The sequence below is a fragment of the Anaerotruncus rubiinfantis genome (assembly GCF_900078395.1).
Taxonomy (GTDB): Bacteria; Bacillota; Clostridia; order Oscillospirales; family Ruminococcaceae; genus Anaerotruncus; species Anaerotruncus rubiinfantis.
The window spans coordinates 796,952-817,318 of sequence record NZ_FKLA01000009.1; the positions used below are offsets into that span (position 1 = coordinate 796,952).

The window sequence follows — 20,367 nt, forward strand, 5'->3', positions numbered from 1 at the left end:
ATATGAAAAGAAAACAGGAGAACCCCCTCGCCGCCCCGAAACGCAGGGGGCAGTTTGCATCGATCTGCCTGCGCTACAAAAAAAATAAGATGGCCATGTTCGGGCTGGTGGTCTTTTTGATCGTGGTCTTTTTCGCGGTTTTTGCGGACGGTTTTGCAAACTATGAGACCGATGCGATCAAACAGAATGTCGTCGAGCGCCTGCAGGCGCCGGGCGGTGAGCATCTGTTCGGGACCGACGCTTATGGGCGCGATTTATTCGCGCGCATCATTTTCGGCGCGCGGCTGTCGCTGATGATTTCGCTTTCGACCGTTACCCTGTCGCTTGTGGTCGGCTGTTTGCTCGGCGCGGTCTGCGCCTACTATGGCGGCTGGCTTGACAGCATCGTCATGCGGCTGGTGGACGTCTTTCTGGCAGTCCCGATGACCCTTATGGCGGTCACGGTGGTGGCCGCGCTCGGCACCAGCATCCCGAACCTGATCCTTGCGCTGACCATCTCGATGATCCCGCCGTTCGTGCGGATCGTGCGCTCGGCGGTGCTGCAGGTCAAAGGCTCCGACTACATAGAGGCGGCTTTCGCCTATGGTTCGAAGGATTTGCGGATTATCTTCTCGCATGTGCTGCCCAACGCCATCGGGCCCATCATCGTGCAGGCGACGCTCAACCTTGCCTCGGTGCTGCTTTCGGTGGCGGCGCTGGGTTTCATCGGGCTTGGCGTGCCGAGCCCCCAGCCGGAATGGGGAACCATGCTGGCGGAAAGCAAGTCACAGATGCGGTATTACCCCTACCTCGTCATGATCCCCGGCATCGCGATCGCGGTCACTGTCCTGGCAATCAATCTGATCGGCGACGGCCTGCGTGACGCGTTGGATCCCAGACTGAAAAATTGAGGTGCGGCTGATGGATAATTTACTCGAAATCAAAGATTTACATGTCGAATATAAAACCGACGACGGCCATGTTTACGCGGTCAACGGAATCGACCTTTCAATTGCCAAGGGCGAGACGCTCGGGCTGGTCGGGGAGACCGGCGCGGGCAAAACCACCACGGCGCTTTCGATTCTGCGGCTGCTGCCCGACCGGATCGGTTCGATCAAACAGGGAAGTATCTTCTTCGACGGGCAGGATGTCACAAAGCTGAGTGAGCCGCAGATGCGTGAAATCCGCGGCAACCGCATCTCGATGATCTTTCAGGATCCAATGACCTCTTTGAATCCGATCCTTCCGGTCGGCCAGCAGATAGAGGAAGCGGTGCTTCTGCACACGAATATCTCGAAAGAGGAACGCGGCCGCCGGGTTGACGAGATGCTTGAAGCGGTAGGCCTGCAGCCCTCGCGCAAGAACGAATATCCCCACCAGTTTTCCGGCGGTATGAAACAGCGGATTGTCATCGCGATCGCGCTGGCCTGCAGCCCGGAACTGCTGCTCGCGGACGAGCCGACCACCGCGCTCGATGTTACCATCCAGGCCCAGGTGCTGCACATGATGAACGAGCTCAAGGAAAAGCTTGGCACCAGCATGATCCTGATTACCCATGATCTCGGTGTGGTCGCACAGACCTGCGACCGGGTCGCGATTATGTATGCGGGCCGGGTTGTGGAGGTCGGTACAGCCAAAGACATCTATGAATCGGAGGAGCACCATCCCTATACGATCGGTCTGTTCGGTTCGATCCCGGAGATGAACCGGGATGCGCGCCGCCTTAACCCGATTCCCGGCCTGATGCCCGACCCGATGGTGAAACCGGCCGGATGCAGCTTCGCGGAACGCTGCGCCCATTGTACCGAGCGGTGCAGGACCGAGCAGCCCGGAGCCTACCGGAACGGTTCGCACACGATCAGCTGCTTCCTTTACGACGGCCTGTGGGAACCGGTCACGGAAGCGGACGAAACAACGGAGGAGGGGGATCATGCCTGAAGCGAACACACCGATCATTGAAACACGCGGCCTTGTGAAATATTTTAGAACCAAGCGCGGCCAACTGCACGCGGTTGATCATGTCAACCTTTCGATCCCGCGCACCAAGACGCTCGGTGTCGTGGGCGAATCGGGCTGTGGTAAATCGACCCTCGGCCGCACCATTCTGCGGCTGATCGAACCGACAGGCGGCGAGATCCTCTATAACGGGGAAAATATCGTCGGCTACAGCGCCGAACAGATGCGCGAGATGCGCAAAAAGATGCAGATTATTTTTCAGGACCCGTACGCGAGCCTCAATCCGCGCAAAACGGTCAGCGACCTGATCGCGGACCCGCTCAAGGTCTACCATGTCCCCGCGCAGGAGCGGCGGGAGCGGGTATCTCAACTGATGGAGACAGTCGGGCTTGCCGAACGTTTCGCGCAGGCATATCCGCATGAACTGGACGGCGGCCGCCGCCAGCGCATCGGCATCGCACGGGCGCTTTCGCTGCGGCCCGAGTTCATCGTCTGCGACGAACCGGTTTCGGCCCTTGACGTATCGATCCAGGCGCAGATCTTAAACCTGCTGATGGATTTGCAGGAGCAGCGCGGACTCACCTATCTGTTTATCACACACGACCTTTCGGTCGTGCGGCACATTTCAGATGAGATTCTGGTCATGTATCTTGGCGTGGTGGTCGAACGAGCGCCTTCGAAGGAGCTCTTCGCAAATCCGATGCACCCTTACACCAAGGAACTCATCAAGGCGATCCCGATTCCGGATCTGAAGCCGGAGCACAAGCTGGTAAATTCCCTGCGCGGCGAGGTTTCCGACCCGATCGAACCGCCAGCACGCTGCCGGTTCGCACCGCGCTGCAATTACTGCACCGAAAAGTGCATGCACGCGAATCCCGCGCTCAAAGACATGGGCGGCGGACATTTTGTCGCATGCACCTTGTACCATGAGGAATCGATCAAGGAATAAAAGAGAAAGCGCCGCCCGCGGGCGGCGCTTTCTTATGTAGGTTCCTTTCAGACAGGCTTCGCAGGCTGTTTCGTGGATATGGTGCTATTATGACAATGGGGGGTGCCATTGCGGCCCCCATATTGTTCGCGTCGGTGATGCCAAGGTCTTCGATCGTGCCGACGGTAGCGGCGCGGATAAACGGCGGGGAATCGCCCTTTTCGAGGACGGCTGCACCGGCCGCTGTGGCGGTCCATTGGGCGGTTGGGGTGCGCTGCCCGCCATATTCAAGCGGGAGGCGGAACTGACGCTCGGCGGAACAGAAGTGTGAGGAAGTCACCGCCACGCCCTTGGTGATCGCGCCCGCATCGAGAAAGACCGACGCGACTTCGAGCGATTCCGCCATGGTGGAACAGGCGCCGTAAAGCCCGACAAACGGGATGCCGAGCGAACGCAGGCCGTAGCTGCTGCCGGTGCACTGGTTGAGCAGGTCACCCGCGAATACACATTCGATGTCGGCGGTGGAGAGCTGCGCCTTTTCGAGCGCTTTGGCCACCACCTGGCTCTGCATCTGGCTTTCGGCTTTTTCCCAGCTGGCCTGCCCAAAATAAGCGTCGTCGTTGATCACATCGAACGAATCTCCGATGGGGCCTTCCGCTTCCTTTTTGGTGCCGATGGAAGCCGACGCGCGTACACTCGGCGGGTCATCGAACACGATGGTATATTTTCCTTTTCTCTGAGCCATCTGACAGCCTCCTTTAATACAGTCCGAACAGGTAGATAATGAGTCCGTAAATGATGCTTGCCGAGGTGCCGTAGACGATGACCGGCCCGGCAATGATAAACATTTTGGCGCCAAGCCCAAGGATCAGGCCTTCGCTTTTGAATTCCATTGCGGCACAGGCCATCGAATTTGCAAAACCGGTGATCGGCACCAGGGTGCCGGCGCCGGCAATTTTTGCGATATCGTCGTAAATATTGAGGCCAGTCAGCAGGACTGAAAGAAATACAAGGCTCACTGAAGCGGCGGTCGCGGCGACTTCCTTGTCAAGGCCGGCGTTCTGGTAGATCATCACGAAAACCTGACCCAGCATGCAGATGAGCCCGCCGAAGAGAAACGCCATCGAAACGTTTTTGAGAAACGGCGAGGGCGGGGAAGCTTTTTTTGCCAGCTTGTCATATTCTTCAGGCGTCATATTCATATGGAATCCCCCATTTCATTCTGGATTGTAAAAGTCACATCGATAGGGTTTGCACAAAAATAAATATTATACAGCAGTTGCTATTCGACAATGTTTTTGCTATACTAAATGATGGCTTTTTATGGGGCTTGGGAATTTACAGAATTTTTTGTGAAAAATAGACAGGAGGTCTGCAGCATGTCTGCTAAAGTAGTCGTCGGTGTCCAGTGGGGGGACGAGGGAAAAGGAAAGATCATCGATATCCTGGCTTCCCGCGCCGAAGTGGTGGTCCGCTCACAGGGCGGCAATAACGCCGGCCATACGGTGGAGAATAACGGCGAGGTTTATAAGCTCCAGCTTATCCCGTCCGGCATCCTTTACCCCAATACGCTGTGCCTTCTGGGCAGCGGCGTCGTCATCAATCCCAAAGGCATCCTTGGGGAGATCGATGGGCTCACTGCCCGCGGCATCTGCTGCGACAACCTGCGGATCGACCCGCGCGCGCACATTATCATGCCGTGGCATCTGGAGATTGACGGCCTGAGCGAAAAAATGCGCGGCAAATCCGAAATCGGCACCACAAAAAAGGGCATCGGCCCCTGTTATATGGATAAGGCGGAACGTTCCGGCCTGCGCATCTACGACCTGGTGCATCCCGAAGTGTTTGCGGAGAAAGCCCGTCTGGCCGGTGAAATCAAAAACCGCCTCCTGACCGATTTCTATAAAGCGCAGCCGCTTGACCTCGACGCGATCATTGCGGAATATACCGAATACGGAAAACGCCTCAGACAATATGTGGCCGATGTTTCGGTGCTTGCCTACAACGCGATCCGGGAGGGGCGGGAAGTGCTCTTTGAAGGCGCGCAGGGAACCCTTTTGGACATCGATTACGGCACCTATCCGTTCGTCACCAGCTCCCACCCGATTTCGGGCGGCGTCTGCGTGGGCAGCGGCATCGGCCCCACCCTGATCGATGAGGTTTATGGCGCGGCAAAGGCCTACACCACCCGTGTCGGCGCGGGTCCGTTCCCGACCGAACTGTTCGACGAGATGGGGGACACCATCCGCAACCTTGGCCATGAATTCGGCACCGTGACCGGCCGTCCGCGCCGCTGCGGCTGGTTCGATTCGGTTATCATGCGCCATTCGGTCCGTGTGAACGGCCTCACAGCGCTCGCAATCAACAAGATCGATACCCTCTCGAACCTTGGCAGCCTCAAGGTCTGCGTCGCCTACAAAAAGGCGGACGGCACCATCACCCGTGATTTTCCGCCGACGATCGAAGAACTGGCAGAATGTGAGCCGGTTTATGAAGAGATCGAAGGCTTCTCGGGCGATTTGGAGAACTGCAGGAGCTATGATGAACTTCCCGATTCCTGCAAGCGTTATATTGAGAAACTGGAGGAGCTCTGCGAATGCCCGATCAAGATGGTTGGCGTTGGCCCGGCCCGCGACCAGAATCTTGAACGCTGACAAATAGAATGAAAAGGCCCGGCAGCTGATGCTGCCGGGCCTTTTTGACTGTTCATTCCCCGATCTGGAAGTCCTCCGAATGGAAATTCGCGTAATACCGTCCGTCATAAGCGGTGAACCGCAGGACGCAGTAATCCGGATCGGTCACGCCGCCGGGATAGTAGAGGGTGTCTCCATCCCGCCAGATGAGCTCCTTCGCGGCGGGGTCCTCCAGCACTTCCACCGTGCCCCGCAGCATCACGCCGCGGAAAAAGCGCCGGTCGCAGAAATAGATGCAGGCTTTTGGGTTTTCCCGGAAATGTGCCGTCCGGCGGGAGGAGGTGTTGGTGGTGAAATAAAAGGTTTTGATCCCCTCGCGCAGACGCGGTGCAAGCATCGCCTTGGTGTTTGGAAAACCCTGTTCATCCACCGAGGAAAGATAAGCGGTTTTCTGCTTATCGATCAGGTTGCCGATGCTCTTATCCGGGTCCCGCATCATATGCAATTCCTCCTCACGAAAATGAGAGCGTTTCAAGCGCGTGCTCAAAATATTTCTGACAGGCCTCCAGGCGGCTTGCCTCAAAGCAAAATACAATGGAAACGCACAGTTCCGGACTCACGACGACATGCGCCATCTGGCCGTCAAGCGTGTCACCCACGCCGATGCGGGTCATCCGGTCCTCCTCTGACAGAGTGATGTCCCCATACTGGAACGGGATCTCCTTCATCACCTGCGCGGGAGTTTTACCATCGGCATTTTTGTAAGCGGTGACGGTGCAGACGAGGTCGCCTTTTTCACTTTGAAAGGACGCCGTCCCGTCCGACTCCGTGAGTGCTTTCAGTTCGGTCGGGATCTCCAGGGAAACCCCTAGGCCGCCGTCGTAAACTTCGTACTCCTCAACCGCTGGCGCGAACTGTCCGCTTTCCTCGGAAATGGGAGCGGTGCCGCGTGTTTCAGAGCTGCACGCGATTGCGCCGAAGATCAGAACGGCGATTGGGAAAATTGCGGTCCAACGTTTCATGTCGTATGTACCTCCGTAAACGCATGGTAAGTTTTCTATAAAAAAGTTCCACGCTGAAATGGACGCAGAGGTATTGTACCACACTCCAACTGTAATGTCCAATCGAAAGATGACAAATCCCGCCGGGCAATCGAGCCGCAGCGGGATTTGGATGTTTTTTCGATTTTGATTTAGAATACAGGAATCACAACGCCGCCGTAGGTGTTTGTGATGTAGTCGCGGATGGTGTCGCTCTGGAGCGCTTCGATCAGTTTCTGGATTTCCGGACGGCTTTCGTCTCCTGCGCGCACCGCGATGATATTCGCGAATTCCTGCGCCGCTTCGGATTCTTTATCCTCCGCGTCCAGTACAGTGTCGGCAATGCCTGCTTCGACCGCGTAGTTGCCGTTCACGACCGCGATATCGACGTCAGGCAGCAGGCGGGGGAGCTGTGCGGCTTCAATTTCCTGGATGTCAAGGTTCTTTGCGTTCTCGATGATGTCGAGCTTGGTGGCATTCAGGCCAACGCCTTCCTTGAGCTTGATGAGGCCGAGCTTTTCGAGCAGCTGCAGGGCGCGGGCTTCATTGGAGGGGTCGTTCGGGACGGCCACCACGCCGCCGTCAGGCAGGGCGTCGAGAGAAGCGGTCTTGCCGGGGTAGACGCCGAGCGGTTCAAAATGGATGAAGGCCGCGGCAGCGAGATCGGTGCCGTTTTCGGCGTTAAAGTTGTCGAGATAGGGTTTGTGCTGGAAGTAGTTTGCGTCGATTTCGCCCGCGTCAAGGACCTTGTTGGGCATGACGTAATCGGTGAATTCCTTGATTTCGAGCTGGATGCCTTCGGCTTCGAGCAGCGGTTTCACCTGCTCAAGGATTTCCGCATGCGGAGCCGGAGACGCGCCAACCGTAAGAGTGATGGTCTCGGCGAGCGCGGAGGACCCGTCTGTCGCCTCAGAGGAAGCCGGGGCGGACGCCGCCGGAGCTGCGGAAGAAGCGGGCGCGTCGCTGCCGCCGCAGGCGGCGGCGCTCAGGCAGAGAGCCAGCGCAAAAACAAGTGCCAGAGATTTTTTTAAATAGTTCATGGTTATTACCTCACTTTTTAAACTTTAGATCTATGTGAACAGGGTTTGTGGCCACAAACCCCGCGGGGAGTTCCCGGATGGGAAAACCGCGTATCAGCGGTTTCGTTTGTCGATGTGGTTGGCCGTATGGTCGAAGATGAGCTGGATGAGACAGACGATCACGATGAGCAGAACGATGGTAATCATCATCACATCGGTCTCGTAGCGGTGCAGGCCGTAGCGGATGGCGATGTCGCCCAGTCCCCCGGCGCCGACCGCGCCGGCCATGGCGGAATAGCCGATCAGGGTGATGGTGGTGATCGAAAGCCCACGCACCAGCGACGGAACCGATTCGGTCAGCATGACCCGCAGGATAATCTGGCCGGTGGTCGCGCCCATGCATTTGGCGGCCTCGATCACGCCGGCGTCGATCTCAGCGAGCGAGGATTCCACCAGCCGCGCGACAAACGGCGCGGCGGCGATGACCAGCGGGACGACCGCGGCGGTCGGCCCGTAGATTTTTCCCGCGATGAGCCGGGTGAAAGGTACGATCGCAATCATCAGGATCACGAACGGGAAGGAACGCAGGATGTTGATGATCCAGCCAAAAACGGTATTGAACGGGCGGTTTTCCAGGATGCCGCCCTTGTCGGTGATCGAAAGCAGCACGCCCATCGGCAGGCCGAGCAGATAAGCAAAGAAGGTGGAAAGCACCGTCATATAAAGGGTGTCGACCGTGCCTTCCCAAAGCATGGGGGCAAGCTCTTTTAACATCTCCATCATTATGAAATCACCTCATATCCCAGCAGAAGTTTGGTAATGTCGCTCTTGGGCGCTTCGAAGATTTCCCTGGTGCCGCCCCATTCGACAAAATTCGCGGCGTCGATGACCGCGACCTTATTGCAGATCGATTTGACCACCGAAATCTCATGGGTGATGATGACGATGGTGACGCTCATCTTCTGGTTGATATCCTTGAGCAGCTCTAGCACCGCCTTGGTGGTCAGGCTGTCGAGCGCCGAGGTCGGCTCGTCGCAGAAGAGAACCTCCGGGCTGGTGGCGAGCGCCCGCGCGATTGCAACGCGCTGCTTCTGGCCGCCGGAAAGCTGGGAAGGATAGCTGCCAGCCTTATCGCCAAGCCCCACCAGATCGAGCAGTTCGGCCACCCGCTTTTTGATGGCGGCTTTATCCGCGCCGGCCAGTTCGAGCGGGAAGGCGACATTCTGCGCGACGGTGCGCTGCATCAGCAGGTTGTAGCCCTGAAAAACCACGCCCATTTTTCGGCGCGTCTCGATGAGCTGCCGCCCGGCCAGGCTGGAGAGGTTCACGCCGTCGAGCTCCACCGTGCCGGATGTTGGGGTTTCCAGGGTGGAAAGGCAGCGCAGCAGGGTGGACTTTCCAGCGCCGCTCATGCCGATGATCCCGAAGATATCCCCTTTTTCGATGGTGAGGTTCACGTCGTTCAATGCGACGACCTCACCGGATTTGTCATGGAACCTTTTACACAGATGCTTGATTTCGATCACGGCTGAATCCCTCCTGAAAATTTAACCTTCCCAATAAAAAAACCCCCGCCATTGGAACTGATCCAAGGACGAGAGCCGAAGCTTCGTGGTACCACCTTGCTTTACCCGAATCTTTACAGAAACGAGCCTCAATGACGGCCGGCTAAAATCCGAACGTCCGGCACTGTAACGGGTGCGCCCGCCGCAGACTAAAGACTTTCGCCTGCGGGACTCCAAGACCATGTTCGGCAATCTTTGCTTTACCCCTTTTCAGCTGCCGGGGCTCTCTGCAAAAGCATCCAAAGCTTACTCTTCTTTTCAGCGTCTTTCACAAGTATGTTAAAAAGATTATGTAAAAATATTATAGCCTAATTTTTGAAATAGTCAATAGCAATTCTTTCAAATTGGGCAGGATATACATTGCACCCGGGCACGGACTGTGCTATAAATAAATAGAATTGACAAAACTGGGAGGGAAAATCATGACGCAACGGGAAAAAGCGCTTGCACGGCTGGACGAAGCCGGGGCGCCGTATGAATTGATCGAACATCCGGCGGTATTCACCATTGAGGAGATGGATAAACTCGGCATCACGCTTAGCGGGGAGGTATGCAAGAACCTCTTTCTGCGCGATGCAAAAGGCAGGCGGCATTTTCTGGTCGTGGTGCAAAAGGATAAGCACGCGGACCTGCGCGCTTTGGAAAAGGAGCTGGAATCCACCCGGCTGAGCTTTGCATCCGCCGAACGGCTGGAAAAATATCTGGGGCTGCATCAGGGGGAAGTCACGCCGCTTGGGGTGGTAAACGACGCGGACGCGGCGGTGGAAGTCGCGTTTGACAAGGATTTGGTGGGAAATCCAAAGCTGGGCGTGCATCCGAACGACAACACGGCGACCGTTTGGATTGCATTTGACGACCTTCGCAAAGTGATCGAAGCGAACGGCAATGCCATCCGGTTCGTAACGGTTTGAATGGAAAAAACACCGGGCGTCACGTTTCGTGGCGCCCGGTGTTTTCTGTTTCCGGGATATGAAGCGCGACCCGCATGGCGGAAACGCATTCCTCAAAGGAATTGGAGGGATCTTCAATCAGTTGGAAAAAAAGCTCGAGGGTTTCGAGCAGACCGCTTTCCTGCACATACACAAGCTCTTCCGGCGTAAGCTGTTCGTTGGCAGGGTCCATAATCGACATGACCAGTTTCACAAATAATTTGACTTCCATAGCTTCCTCCGGACGCGTTATTAAATGACAAATGCGATTTATTATATCGATTTGCGATTATAATAGTAACATAAGTAATTTAAAATTGCAATATATGAGGGCGAATATGGGAACGATTGTGAATTTCGGAATAAAACTGAAAAAACTGCGTACTACGCAGGAATTGTCACAAGATGACCTTGCAAAAAAGCTGGGACTCAAACGTGCGACAATCAGTTCCTATGAACGCGGCGCGATGCTGCCGTCGGTCGAGGTGCTGCGCGACCTGTGCAATTTTTTCAACGTCTCCGCCGATTATCTGCTCGACCTCAGCGATGTGGAACATATGGACCTCGACCACCTGGAGGACGACCAGATCGTCCTCATCAACGAGCTGGCGGAACAGTTTAACTTCCTCAACCGCCGCGCGAAGGGCCTCGAAAAGCCTTGAGCCCGGATCGCCGCCCTTCGGCGGCGATGACGCTATCGTGTCCTGCTGGACAACGGGAAATGTAACGGCATCTGATCCCGGCGCGATATGCCCGGTGCAAAACAATTGCTATAAAAAATGCGCGGCCCGCAGGGCCGCGCATTTTTTGATCGGTTTGTCCTTATTCGGCGAAGCCGGTTTTCGCAATGGTTGCGAAAACCCGTCCCGCGTTCCTTATCCCGAATCCGCCGCCAAAGGTGGCGGGTCGCCGCAGACGACTCTTTACCGGGGGACACGGGGGCGGAAAGCCCCCGTGAGCAGCCGTCGCGCGTTAGCGCGCTTCGCCGCCAGGCGAGCAGGCTGCCAAACGCGGCAAGCCACGTTTTGTCTCAGCGGATGTTCCCACAGGGGATTTTCAAGGGGGCTGTCGGAGGCCCCCTTGAACGTCCTTCTTTGGTGACTTTCTTGGACGCGCAAGAAAGTTACATCAGGATTTCTCCACCAGCTCGCCGGCTTCGTTGAATTCCAGCTCGATCACGTGCGAACGCGTGTAACGGATGATGTTGTCGAGCCGCTTGCGGTCGTCCGGACCATAGAAAACATAGGCGGTGCCGGCCTTTTTCGCGCGCCCTGTGCGCCCGATGCGGTGGGTATAATATTCGTTTTCCAGCGGGATTTCATAGTTGAAAACCGCGTCTACGTCGGTTACGTCGATGCCGCGCGCCGCCACATCGGTGGCAACCAGGATTTCAATTTCGCCCGCCTTGAATTTCGCCATGATCCTGTTGCGTTCGCCCTGCTGCATATCTCCGTTGAGGCAGGCCGCGTCGAAACCGCGGTCGGTGAGCTGCCCGGCAAGGCTGGCGGTGGAATATTTTGTGTTGCAAAAGATAATTGAACGGTGATAGTCGTTCGCGCGCAGAATATAAACCAGGTCGGCCAGCTTTTGGCGGCCCACGCTTTCGATCATATACTGGGAGATTCTCGGCTCGCTGTCCTGCACAGGCTCGACGGTCAATTCCACAGTATCACGCTGATAGATCCAGCCAATGTCCATGACTTCGCGGGAAATGGTGGCTGAGAACATGACCATCTGCTTTTCCTTCGGCAGCGCGTCAAGGATTTTGCAGACATCCTTATAAAACCCCATATCGAGCATCTCATCCGCCTCGTCGAGTACGGCGATTTTGGCTTTGGAGATATTGATTGTGCGCCGGTGCATGTGGTCGAGCAGACGTCCCGGCGTGGCGACAACAACCTGCGCGCCGCGTTTGAGCGCGCCGATCTGCTTATCGATCGGCTGGCCGCCGTAGACCGCAACCACTTTGAGCCCGTGTTTGAAAAATGCCAGGTTGCGCAGATCCTCTGTGATCTGGGTGCAGAGCTCACGGGTGGGGCAGAGGACAATCGCCTGTACCTGGAGCAGGTCGGGATCGACCTTTTCAATGAGCGGGATGCCAAAGGCACAGGTTTTTCCAGTACCGGTGGGCGCTTTGGCGATGATCTCGTGCCCTTCGAGCATGACAGGGATTGCCTTTTCCTGAATTTCGGTCATTTCTGTGAAGCCCATCCGCTCCACCGCCTGCAAAATTTCAGGCGACACATTTTGAAGTTCGCTGTAGTTAGCCATTTATCGATTCTCCTTCATTTTAAACAGAAATATTATAACATAGGAAGCCTGTCCGCGTAAAGGGGCATTTGCCGGGCTTTCCTATGAAAATGCGGATGCATGGCGCGCCGCCGTCGCTGGAAACAACAATTTACAAAAAAACACGGAAAAATTCGGCGGAACGTGCTATAATAAACCCCATAAAGATTCTATCGAAACGGAGTGCAAACCCTATGAAAGATTCTGCGGAAATTTTATGTATCGGCACAGAAATCCTGCTTGGGAACATTGTCAACACCAATTCGGCGGAGATTTCCCGCGGGCTTGCCGACCTTGGGATCAACCTGTATCATCACACGGTGGTTGGGGACAACCCGGAACGGCTTAAAGATGCGTTGGAGATTGCCTTTGCCCGCAATAATATCGTCATCACCACCGGCGGCCTCGGCCCAACCTATGACGACCTGAGCAAGGAAACAATCGCCGCTTATTTTGGGCTGCCGCTCGAACTGCATCAGCCGTCGGTCGAAGCGCTCGAACGCTTCTTTAAAAAATTCGGCCGCAAGATGACCGAAAACAACCTCAAACAGGCCATGATGCCCAAGGGCTGCATCGTACTTGAAAATCCAAATGGCACCGCGCCCGGCGCGATCATTGAAGGTAAGGGGAAGATCGCGATTATGATGCCCGGACCGCCGCGCGAGATGGCCCCGATGTTCCAAAACCAGGTCATGCCGTATCTGGCAAAGCGTTCGGACCATGTACTGCGTTCCCACTGCGTTTATTTCTTCGGCATCGGAGAAAGCACGCTCGAGGCACAGCTGCGCGAAGAAATGCAGACGATGGAGAATCCGACCCTTGCGCCGTATGCAAAGGACGGCGAAGTGATGCTGCGTGTGACCGCCGCGGGAAAAAGCGCGGCGGAAGCCGAGGAATTGATGGCGCCGGTATTGCGGATGCTCCGGGACCGTTATCCGCAATACATCTACGGCGTGGATGTCGATAATCTCCAGACCGCAGCTGTACAGGCGCTCAAAGAGCGTGGGCTCACGGTCGCCACGGCGGAAAGCTGCACCGGTGGATACCTTTCCAAACGGATCACCGAAGTTCCTGGCAGCTCGGAGGTGTTTGGCTGCGGCGTGACTAGTTACGCAAACGGGGTGAAGGAGAAGCTGCTCGGCGTGAAGCGCGAAACGCTCGAAAAATACGGCGCGGTTTCACCTGAAACCGCAAAGGAGATGGCCGACGGCGTGCGCCGGATTTCCGGTGCGGACATCGGTATCTCCACCACCGGGATCGCGGGCCCCGACGGCGGAAGCGACGAAAAACCGGTTGGGCTTGTGTATGTGGGAATCAGCAGCGCATGGCATAATGAAGTGGCCGAACTGCGTCTTGCGCGCGGATACCGCGACGGCCAGCGGGAACTCATCCGCTATCTTGCCGCGTCGAACGCGCTGTCGCTGCTGCGCAAAACCGCCGAAATGAAATGATGGATTTGCGGGAAAAATTCCTGGAAATGGAGGGATTCCCATCGCTGAAAAGCTCATCCACACCATCTCCCCGGTCTACGACGAAAATTCCCGGGTGCTGATCCTCGGGAGCTTCCCTTCGCCAAAATCGCGGGAATATGGCTTTTTTTACGGGCATCCGCAGAACCGCTTCTGGAAGGTGCTCGCGGCGGTACTGGAGAAACCGCTGCCGCGGACAAACGAGGAAAAACATGCTTTTCTTCTGGAAAACGGGATTGCCCTTTGGGATGTGCTGCATGCCTGTGAAATTGAGGGCGCGTCGGATGCGAGCATCGCGGCCCCGGAGCCGAATGACCTTTCCCCGATCCTTTCGGCGGCGAAGATCCGTGCGGTTTTCACCACCGGCGGGACGGCTGCGAAACTTTATAAGCGCCATATCCAGCCGGCTGTGGGGAGGGAGGCGATCCCGCTGCCCTCGACCAGCCCGGCAAATTGCGCCCGGTCGTTTGAATCGCTCTGCGAAAGCTACCGGGTTATCCAAAATTATCTGGAGGACTGAAGATGAAACGGATCGCCAGCTTCTGCGTTGATCACACCAAGCTGAAAAAAGGCCTTTATATTTCCCGCGTTGACGGAGATGTTTTTACCTATGATATCCGCATGTGCACCCCGAATGCGGGCGACTATCTGCCAAATGCCGCGCTGCACACGGTGGAGCATCTTTTTGCAACCTATGTGCGCAACGGGGTATTCTCCGACCAGATCCTTTATGTCGGGCCAATGGGCTGCCGGACGGGTTTTTACCTGCTCACGCGGGACAGCCTTTCAAAGGAGGATGTGATCCGGCTGCTGCAGGATACCTTTGCCTTCATCGCGGGTTATGAGGGGGAAATCCCCGGCAGCACCGAGCCGGAATGCGGGAATTACCGGGAGCACGACCTTGCCGGCGCCAAAAAAATCGGAGCGGACATGTGCGGGGTGCTGTGTGGCTGGACACCTGAAAAAATGGCCTACGAGGTGTGAGCCATGACGCGGCGGGAATGGATTGATCACTGCCTGACCTATGCGGACGCCTATGAGGACTATCCGTTCGACGCCGTTTCGGATGGGGAGGCCTGGACGGTTATGCGCCACAAAAGCAACCGCAAGAGCTTTGCGCTGATTTATGAACGCGATGGTCTCTGTATAAACCTCAAATGTGAACCGATGCAGGCGGATTTCTGGCGCAGGGTTTACCCCCAGGTCACACCCGGCTACCACATGAATAAGTCGCATTGGAATACGGTGCGGCCAAACGACGGGCTGGATGATCAAATTATCCGGGAAATGATTGACCACAGCTTTGCGCTGACCGCGCCGAAGGGAAGGAAAAAGCAATGACTGAAGCGGAGTATCAGGAACTGGCAGAGCGCCTGCGGAAACTGGCCGATCCGGCTTTTAAAGCGTTCCATCAGAAGCTGGTGCCAGGGGAAGAACACCTGCTCGGGGTACGGCTGCCGGTGCTGCGTAAAGTTGCCAAGGAGCTGGCCAGGGAGGATTGGCGCGGGTATCTGGCGGCGGCCAAAACCGGCACCTATGAGGAAACGATGCTGCAGGGGTTGGTGCTCGGCTATGTGAAGGCGCCGGCTGATGAACTTTATGAACAGCTTGCGGCGTTTATCCCGAAGATCGCCAATTGGGCAATCTGCGACAGCTGCTGCGCAGGCTTCAAATTCCTGCAAAAAGACCGGGAACGTACGCTGGAGTTCCTTGCTCCGTACCTCGCCTCACAAAAGGAGTTTGAAACGCGGTTCGCAGTGGTGGTGCTGATGGATTATTTTGTGGATGAGCAGCATCTGCGGTATCTTTTCAGCCAATTCGAACGGCTTGCAGGGCGGCAGTATTATGTGCGCATGGCGGTTGCGTGGGCGATTTCCGTGTGTTTTGTGAAGTTCCCGGACGAAACGATGCGGTATCTGCGTGAAAGCAGACTGGATGCGGACACTTATAACAAAGCGCTCCGCAAAATCGTTGAATCCGATCGGGTGGACGGGAAGGCCAAGACAGTGATCAGATCGATGAAACGTACAGCGTAAATAGAAAAAGCCGCTTCAAAGCGGCTTTTTTGTTTGGCATATTCAATGTTCCGTATTTTGGCGGGTGCGGAATTCCGCGAGCAGTGTCCGAAGAATTTCCTGCTGGCGCTCAGATATGCCGTCAATCAGCAGCAGCGGGCGGTTTTCGATGCCAAGCAGGTAGTCGGTTGAAACGCCGTAGAGACTGGACAGCTGAATCAGGGTGTCCACCGAAGGGGTCTTGGTGTTGTTCTCATAGCCGCTGATGGTGGTTTTGGAAAGGTTTAAGCGGGAAGCTACTTGCGTCTGGGTAAGCTTTTTTTGTTTTCGCAAAGCACGCAAACGATATCCGAAGTCGAAAACCATCAAATCACCTCCTCATAGAGTGTACTGGAAGGAAGTACCTGTACGGAGGAATTTTGAAATATTTTGACGACTAAAAGTTTACAAAGCGCGGTAAATATGATAAACTGAAATAAATTGTTGGTTTATAAAGATTTGATCGGGGTGAACCGGATGCAGGAGAGTATGCTTGAGACGCTGTCACAGCAATGCGGCTGTTATATCTCGTCCCTGCCGGCAAAAGCGGATACGCAGGAACTCATCCAGATGGTGCTGGACTTGGACCGGGAAACCTATAGTCTTGCGGAATGGGCGTATTGTCTGTCCTATCTCTATCGGGAGGACATTGCGTTTTCCAGTTACGATGAGATTTCCGTTTTTCTCAGCCGAAAAAAAAAGAAGGATTAAACACCGGGCTTGCCTGGTGTTTTTGTTTTTGCGCTTGTGGTATAATGGTTTCATCGGGAAACATCGATATCGGAGGAATTGGAAGATGCAGCAGAAAAAAATAGAACGGATCAATGAATTGACGCGGCTGGCCGGACAGCGGGAACTGACCGACGCCGAAAAGGAGGAACGGCTCGCGTTGCGGCAGGAATATCTCGCGGCGATCAAGGCAAGCCTGCGTTCGTCACTCGACAATACCTATCTTGTGGATGAGAAAGGCAACAAGACAAAATTGCAGAAGAGGAGAGAATGATGAAGATGGAAAGGAATATTAAATGAAAATATTACGGTTAGTAATCTCTTTGTTCGTGATTCTGACTCTGTTGGGTGGCTGTGCCGGGAATCCGCCGGCACATATTTCGCAGCTTGAGGAAAAGGTTGCCGCGCTGACCGCGGAGAATGACGCGCTCAGGCGGCAGGTGCAGGAGCTGGCCGCTGCGGCGGAGGAGCCGCCATCACAGCTGGAAGAGGCTGACCCTGCAAAGGCGGAAAAACTGGAAAGTCTGCTCGCGCGCACCGACCTCATCCCGGTTGAAGCGGCGCTTGGCGGAACGATGCGATATTTTCCGGGAGAAGCGAAGCTGCTCGGCACCGATCTTGCCTATGCTTATGCGGAGGATGGGCACAATGCGGTCGAGATGCTTTTGCGCTGCACCGGCGGCCCGGCTTATGACTGGACGCTGATCGCTTACGATGCGGGAGGCGGCTGGCAGCTTCAGAGCTGAGGGAGGTAAAATGGATGCGGGAAGCAGAAGCTTTACAGGCGTTGATTGACGAAAGCCGTCATATCGTCTTTTTTGGCGGGGCGGGTGTTTCGACCGAAAGCGGTATCCCGGATTTTCGCAGTGTGGACGGTCTTTACCGGCAGCGTTGGAAGTATCCGCCGGAAACGATGATCGGCCACAGATTTTTTGTGCACAACACCGCGGAATTTTTCGAATTCTACCGGACGAAGATGCTCTGCCTTGATGCAAAGCCGAATGCCGCGCACAAAAAACTGGCTGAGATGGAAGGGGCGGGACGGCTCGACGCGGTAATCACCCAGAATATTGACGGGCTGCATCAGGCGGCGGGAAGCAAAGTCGTCTATGAGCTGCATGGTTCGGTACACCGCAATCACTGCACCGCCTGTGGAAAGTTTTATGATGCGCACTTTATAAAGGAATGCACAGGTGTGCCGCGCTGTACCTGCGGCGGGCTTGTGAAGCCGGATGTGGTGCTATACGAGGAGCCGCTCGATTCTGATACGGTCGGCCGGGCGGTTCGCGCACTCGAACGGACGGACCTCCTGATTATCGCAGGCACCTCACTGGCGGTCTATCCGGCGGCCGGGCTGATTGATTACTGCCGCGGCAAAATTGTGCTCATCAACCGTTCCGCCACGCCGATGGACAGCCGTGCGGATCTGCTGATCGCGGGCAGTGTCGGAGAAGTGATGGCGCGGATACGCGTCTGAAAAATCGGAGAAAACCGGGCCAAAAGGCCCGGTTTTCTCATTCACAAAAAAGACACCGTTTTCCATAAAAGATATGGTATACTTTAGATGCAGGAAGTTCCTGCTTTTCCAGCACTCTATAGATGTACAGGCTGTGATACATCCGGCTTTAAAGCCGGTGGTGATACCCCTGTCTGCAGGAGCGGCTCTTCCGCTCCGGAAGGAGGTTTCCTTATGAAAAAATTTGCAATGCTTTTGGCTCTGCTTCTGGCGCTGGCCGGCTGCGATACTGTGTCTGTAAACGGGCCTGTCGGCGCGGGATCTTCCGCGGAGGCGCCGTCCGCATCCGGGTCGGCTGATGCGTCCTTAGAATCGAACGATCCGGCCGGCTTGCCCAAGACAAGCGCTTCCGCCGCGGTCGAAGCGCCGATGCCTGACGCCCCGCCGTCAACGACCGTGGGCGCCATTGAGCTGCCAAAGACCCTTTACACCACTTCGGGCGACTATTCGCTTGAATTGCTCACCCCCGCGCAGTATGATATGTATCTGCCGCTCAACCGGGGCGGCCCGCGCGGCTATCTGACCTGTGACTATTTTGCACCCGCGCAGGGCGGCAAATATGCCATTGCCAACCCGAACGGCAAGATCGTGACCGATTTTGTGTTTACCTCGGACGATTCGGGCTGGTACACCGCATTTGGCGATGCGCTGGCGTCGGTGCAGAAGGATGGCAAATACGGAGTGGTCAACACGCTGGACGGTACAGTGGTGATCCCGTTCGAATATGACTCCACTTGGCCGCTCTACGGCGGAAAGCTGATCGAATGCACCACCGGTGACGACACCGAGCTCAAAGACCTTTCCGGCAAGACCGTCTTTACGGCTGAGCGCGGCGACGATGTTCTCGCACTCAGCGAAACCCTTGCGATTCTGCAGAACGACATGATCAAGTTCTACAGTCTTAAGGACTTTTCCCCGATCCAGAATTTCGGCTGCGACGAGGCAAAGATTGGCATCCGTTCCGAAATTTCGGCGCAGGAGGACCGCGTCGTTTTCACGGTGGACGGTCGTTACGGCATGGCCGACGGCAGCGGGAACATTATCGTCGAGCCTTCGTATGACGAGATCGGATATTTTAACAAAAGCAACGAGTTTACCGATTTCTCCCAGGACGGCAAGAAAGGGATCATGGACATTTTCGGAAAAATCACCTGCAAGGCCCAGTGGGAGGATCTGGTGATGGGTGAGACGAGCGCGAGCGTCTGCAAAGACGGCCGCTGGGGCGTGATCACCGGGCTTGACAACGGCAAGGTCGGAATTGAACCGTTTTACGACTATGTCACCCCGTTTTCGGGTGAATATGCCTGTTTTGAACGCAACGGCCGGTATGGCCTGATCGACCGGGAAGGCAACGAGATCATGAACTCGAAGTACGAGGGGTTGCTCACCGGAGACGCCGCGCATCTCGACAAAGGGTACGTACTCTTCGACGGGGACAACGGCCCGGGTTCCTATGGGATTATGACCACCGGAGGCAAGGTGATCCTCTCCTCCAGCAATTATATTACGCGGGGCGAGGATCAGCAGTATATGCTCGTGATGACCCCGCAGGAAAAATGGGGTTACATCGACCGGACCGGAAAATTTGTGATCGACGCGAAATTTGACTACGCAGACAACTTTATGCCGGATAAGGATCTTGCATTTGTCGAGCGTGACGGCAAGATCGGCCTCATCGACCGCAAGGGCAACATCGTGCTCGAAACGGTGTTCAGCGACCTGATTGGCTACAATCCGGAAACGATGGTCTGTGCGATGGAATATACCAACGACAAGGGCGAAGTCAAGAGCTGCCTTGTCAAATTGAACCTCTGAACCACCAAAAAAACAGGGCCGTCCGAAGAGGATGGCCCTGTTTTTTTGGTTAATTTCCCATTCCCGGGGGCATCCTATCTGTGAGGTGAGTGCCATGTCCTATGTTTCCGATCAGGTCCGTCCGCAGTTTGAATCCCTTTCGATCGATCTCAAAAATGAGATCCTGCGGAGGGATGTGCAGATCCATTCGCTGACCGACTTGATGCGCTGCCTGCAGGAAATTATTGACGAGGGAGAACGCTGACCCCTGCGGGGCGTTCCCACAGACGGAACCCTAATCCCGGAGGTGAAAATATGCCGAAAGATTCGCAGCCGGACAAGAAGGAAGTCCGGGAACAGAAATGCAACGGTCAGACCCCGTTGACCCGTGAAAACCAGAACCAGAATAAAAACGCGAAGAAACAATCGGTCAAACGGAACGACGTATGAAAAAAGCCGCCCAATTG

General features: G+C 55.6%; 28 protein-coding genes. 18 read left to right on the forward strand and 10 right to left on the reverse strand.

The window, feature by feature from the left end; all coding sequences use genetic code 11:
- The first annotated feature begins 2 nt into the window (after positions 1–2).
- From BN4275_RS09380 to BN4275_RS09390, 3 genes are read left to right on the forward strand one after another with little or no spacing between them, the layout of a single operon-like run.
- On the forward strand, positions 3–890 hold the full coding sequence (locus BN4275_RS09380; protein WP_066457232.1) for an ABC transporter permease: 888 nt from the start codon (positions 3–5) through the stop codon (positions 888–890).
- A 10-nt stretch (positions 891–900) separates the two neighbouring features.
- Positions 901–1,917, forward strand: a complete 1,017-nt coding sequence (locus BN4275_RS09385; RefSeq protein ID WP_066457234.1) for an ABC transporter ATP-binding protein — start codon at positions 901–903, stop codon at positions 1,915–1,917.
- Positions 1,910–2,884 carry an ABC transporter ATP-binding protein gene (locus tag BN4275_RS09390; protein ID WP_066457236.1) on the forward strand — a complete coding sequence of 325 codons (975 nt, stop codon included), beginning with the start codon at positions 1,910–1,912 and terminating at the stop codon, positions 2,882–2,884. The genes BN4275_RS09385 and BN4275_RS09390 overlap by 8 nt, the downstream gene beginning before the upstream one ends.
- Here BN4275_RS09390 and BN4275_RS09395 read toward each other — a convergent pair.
- Positions 2,874–3,608 carry a beta-ketoacyl-[acyl-carrier-protein] synthase family protein gene (locus tag BN4275_RS09395; RefSeq protein ID WP_079988191.1) on the reverse strand — a complete coding sequence of 245 codons (735 nt, stop codon included), beginning with the start codon at positions 3,606–3,608 and terminating at the stop codon, positions 2,874–2,876. The genes BN4275_RS09390 and BN4275_RS09395 overlap by 11 nt on opposite strands.
- Positions 3,609–3,621: 13 nt before the next feature.
- Complete coding sequence (spoVAC, locus tag BN4275_RS09400) at positions 3,622–4,065, reverse strand: stage V sporulation protein AC (RefSeq protein WP_066457238.1); 444 nt, start codon at positions 4,063–4,065, stop codon at positions 3,622–3,624.
- 177 nt (positions 4,066–4,242) lie between these two features.
- Here spoVAC and BN4275_RS09405 point away from each other — a divergent pair, with 177 nt between their 5' ends.
- Positions 4,243–5,517, forward strand: coding sequence for an adenylosuccinate synthase (locus BN4275_RS09405; RefSeq protein ID WP_066457240.1), 1,275 nt, complete (start codon positions 4,243–4,245; stop codon positions 5,515–5,517).
- A gap of 52 nt (positions 5,518–5,569) precedes the next feature.
- On the opposite strand, the gene BN4275_RS09410 is transcribed toward BN4275_RS09405, so the two are convergent.
- The 5 genes from BN4275_RS09410 to BN4275_RS09430 all read right to left on the reverse strand — a co-directional run bounded on the left by BN4275_RS09410 (position 5,570) and on the right by BN4275_RS09430 (position 9,081).
- Positions 5,570–5,995: a pyridoxamine 5'-phosphate oxidase family protein gene (locus BN4275_RS09410; RefSeq protein ID WP_341423426.1), complete on the reverse strand. Its 426-nt coding sequence runs from the start codon at positions 5,993–5,995 to the stop codon at positions 5,570–5,572.
- Positions 5,996–6,008: 13 nt separating this feature from the next.
- A complete protein-coding gene (locus tag BN4275_RS09415) occupies positions 6,009–6,518 on the reverse strand; it encodes a hypothetical protein (RefSeq protein ID WP_066457242.1) in 510 nt (169 codons plus the stop codon).
- Positions 6,519–6,688: 170 nt separating this feature from the next.
- On the reverse strand, positions 6,689–7,576 hold the full coding sequence (locus BN4275_RS09420; RefSeq protein WP_066457245.1) for a MetQ/NlpA family ABC transporter substrate-binding protein: 888 nt from the start codon (positions 7,574–7,576) through the stop codon (positions 6,689–6,691).
- Between the two features lie 93 nt (positions 7,577–7,669).
- Positions 7,670–8,338 carry a methionine ABC transporter permease gene (locus BN4275_RS09425; protein ID WP_066457250.1) on the reverse strand — a complete coding sequence of 223 codons (669 nt, stop codon included), beginning with the start codon at positions 8,336–8,338 and terminating at the stop codon, positions 7,670–7,672.
- On the reverse strand, positions 8,338–9,081 hold the full coding sequence (locus tag BN4275_RS09430; protein ID WP_066457253.1) for a methionine ABC transporter ATP-binding protein: 744 nt from the start codon (positions 9,079–9,081) through the stop codon (positions 8,338–8,340). The genes BN4275_RS09425 and BN4275_RS09430 overlap by 1 nt, the downstream gene beginning before the upstream one ends.
- 461 nt (positions 9,082–9,542) lie before the next feature.
- Between BN4275_RS09430 and BN4275_RS09435 the strand changes: the two genes are divergently transcribed.
- A complete protein-coding gene (locus tag BN4275_RS09435; protein WP_066457254.1) occupies positions 9,543–10,031 on the forward strand; it encodes a prolyl-tRNA synthetase associated domain-containing protein in 489 nt (162 codons plus the stop codon).
- Between the two features lie 19 nt (positions 10,032–10,050).
- On the opposite strand, the gene BN4275_RS09440 is transcribed toward BN4275_RS09435, so the two are convergent.
- A complete protein-coding gene (locus BN4275_RS09440) occupies positions 10,051–10,281 on the reverse strand; it encodes a hypothetical protein (protein WP_066457256.1) in 231 nt (76 codons plus the stop codon).
- Between the two features lie 106 nt (positions 10,282–10,387).
- On the opposite strand from BN4275_RS09440, the gene BN4275_RS09445 reads away from it, so the two are divergent.
- Positions 10,388–10,711: a helix-turn-helix domain-containing protein gene (locus tag BN4275_RS09445; RefSeq protein ID WP_066457259.1), complete on the forward strand. Its 324-nt coding sequence runs from the start codon at positions 10,388–10,390 to the stop codon at positions 10,709–10,711.
- 466 nt (positions 10,712–11,177) lie between these two features.
- Here BN4275_RS09445 and BN4275_RS09450 read toward each other — a convergent pair whose 3' ends face one another.
- Entirely contained in the window at positions 11,178–12,320 is a 1,143-nt protein-coding gene (locus BN4275_RS09450) for a DEAD/DEAH box helicase (protein ID WP_066457262.1), read from the reverse strand.
- A 212-nt stretch (positions 12,321–12,532) separates the two neighbouring features.
- Between BN4275_RS09450 and BN4275_RS09455 the strand changes: the two genes are divergently transcribed.
- The 5 genes from BN4275_RS09455 (at position 12,533) to BN4275_RS09475 (ending at position 15,843) form a co-directional block, all read left to right on the forward strand.
- Positions 12,533–13,789, forward strand: a complete 1,257-nt coding sequence (locus tag BN4275_RS09455) for a competence/damage-inducible protein A (protein WP_066457265.1) — start codon at positions 12,533–12,535, stop codon at positions 13,787–13,789.
- Between the two features lie 64 nt (positions 13,790–13,853).
- On the forward strand, positions 13,854–14,327 hold the full coding sequence (locus tag BN4275_RS09460; RefSeq protein ID WP_438264181.1) for a DNA-deoxyinosine glycosylase: 474 nt from the start codon (positions 13,854–13,856) through the stop codon (positions 14,325–14,327).
- A gap of 2 nt (positions 14,328–14,329) precedes the next feature.
- On the forward strand, positions 14,330–14,791 hold the full coding sequence (locus BN4275_RS09465; RefSeq protein WP_079988192.1) for an S-ribosylhomocysteine lyase: 462 nt from the start codon (positions 14,330–14,332) through the stop codon (positions 14,789–14,791).
- A 3-nt stretch (positions 14,792–14,794) separates the two neighbouring features.
- Complete coding sequence (locus BN4275_RS09470; RefSeq protein ID WP_066457274.1) at positions 14,795–15,148, forward strand: MmcQ/YjbR family DNA-binding protein; 354 nt, start codon at positions 14,795–14,797, stop codon at positions 15,146–15,148.
- A complete protein-coding gene (locus BN4275_RS09475) occupies positions 15,145–15,843 on the forward strand; it encodes a DNA alkylation repair protein (RefSeq protein ID WP_066457276.1) in 699 nt (232 codons plus the stop codon). The genes BN4275_RS09470 and BN4275_RS09475 overlap by 4 nt, the downstream gene beginning before the upstream one ends.
- A gap of 42 nt (positions 15,844–15,885) precedes the next feature.
- On the opposite strand, the gene BN4275_RS09480 is transcribed toward BN4275_RS09475, so the two are convergent.
- Positions 15,886–16,188, reverse strand: coding sequence for a helix-turn-helix domain-containing protein (locus BN4275_RS09480; RefSeq protein ID WP_066457278.1), 303 nt, complete (start codon positions 16,186–16,188; stop codon positions 15,886–15,888).
- Positions 16,189–16,338: 150 nt separating this feature from the next.
- Between BN4275_RS09480 and BN4275_RS09485 the strand changes: the two genes are divergently transcribed.
- The 7 genes from BN4275_RS09485 (at position 16,339) to BN4275_RS17835 (ending at position 20,350) form a co-directional block, all read left to right on the forward strand.
- Positions 16,339–16,572: a hypothetical protein gene (locus BN4275_RS09485; RefSeq protein WP_147539177.1), complete on the forward strand. Its 234-nt coding sequence runs from the start codon at positions 16,339–16,341 to the stop codon at positions 16,570–16,572.
- An 85-nt stretch (positions 16,573–16,657) separates the two neighbouring features.
- Positions 16,658–16,864 carry a DUF896 domain-containing protein gene (locus BN4275_RS09490; protein ID WP_066457285.1) on the forward strand — a complete coding sequence of 69 codons (207 nt, stop codon included), beginning with the start codon at positions 16,658–16,660 and terminating at the stop codon, positions 16,862–16,864.
- Positions 16,865–16,886: 22 nt separating this feature from the next.
- Positions 16,887–17,336, forward strand: a complete 450-nt coding sequence (locus BN4275_RS09495) for a hypothetical protein (RefSeq protein WP_147539176.1) — start codon at positions 16,887–16,889, stop codon at positions 17,334–17,336.
- Between the two features lie 14 nt (positions 17,337–17,350).
- Positions 17,351–18,067, forward strand: a complete 717-nt coding sequence (locus BN4275_RS09500) for an NAD-dependent protein deacylase (protein ID WP_066457290.1) — start codon at positions 17,351–17,353, stop codon at positions 18,065–18,067.
- 213 nt (positions 18,068–18,280) lie between these two features.
- A complete protein-coding gene (locus BN4275_RS09505; protein WP_066457292.1) occupies positions 18,281–19,921 on the forward strand; it encodes a WG repeat-containing protein in 1,641 nt (546 codons plus the stop codon).
- Between the two features lie 94 nt (positions 19,922–20,015).
- Complete coding sequence (locus BN4275_RS17565; RefSeq protein WP_187116773.1) at positions 20,016–20,165, forward strand: hypothetical protein; 150 nt, start codon at positions 20,016–20,018, stop codon at positions 20,163–20,165.
- A gap of 50 nt (positions 20,166–20,215) precedes the next feature.
- Positions 20,216–20,350 (forward strand): hypothetical protein, encoded by a 135-nt coding sequence (locus BN4275_RS17835; protein WP_255420037.1) that lies wholly within the window; start codon positions 20,216–20,218, stop codon positions 20,348–20,350.
- Positions 20,351–20,367: the final 17 nt, after the last annotated feature.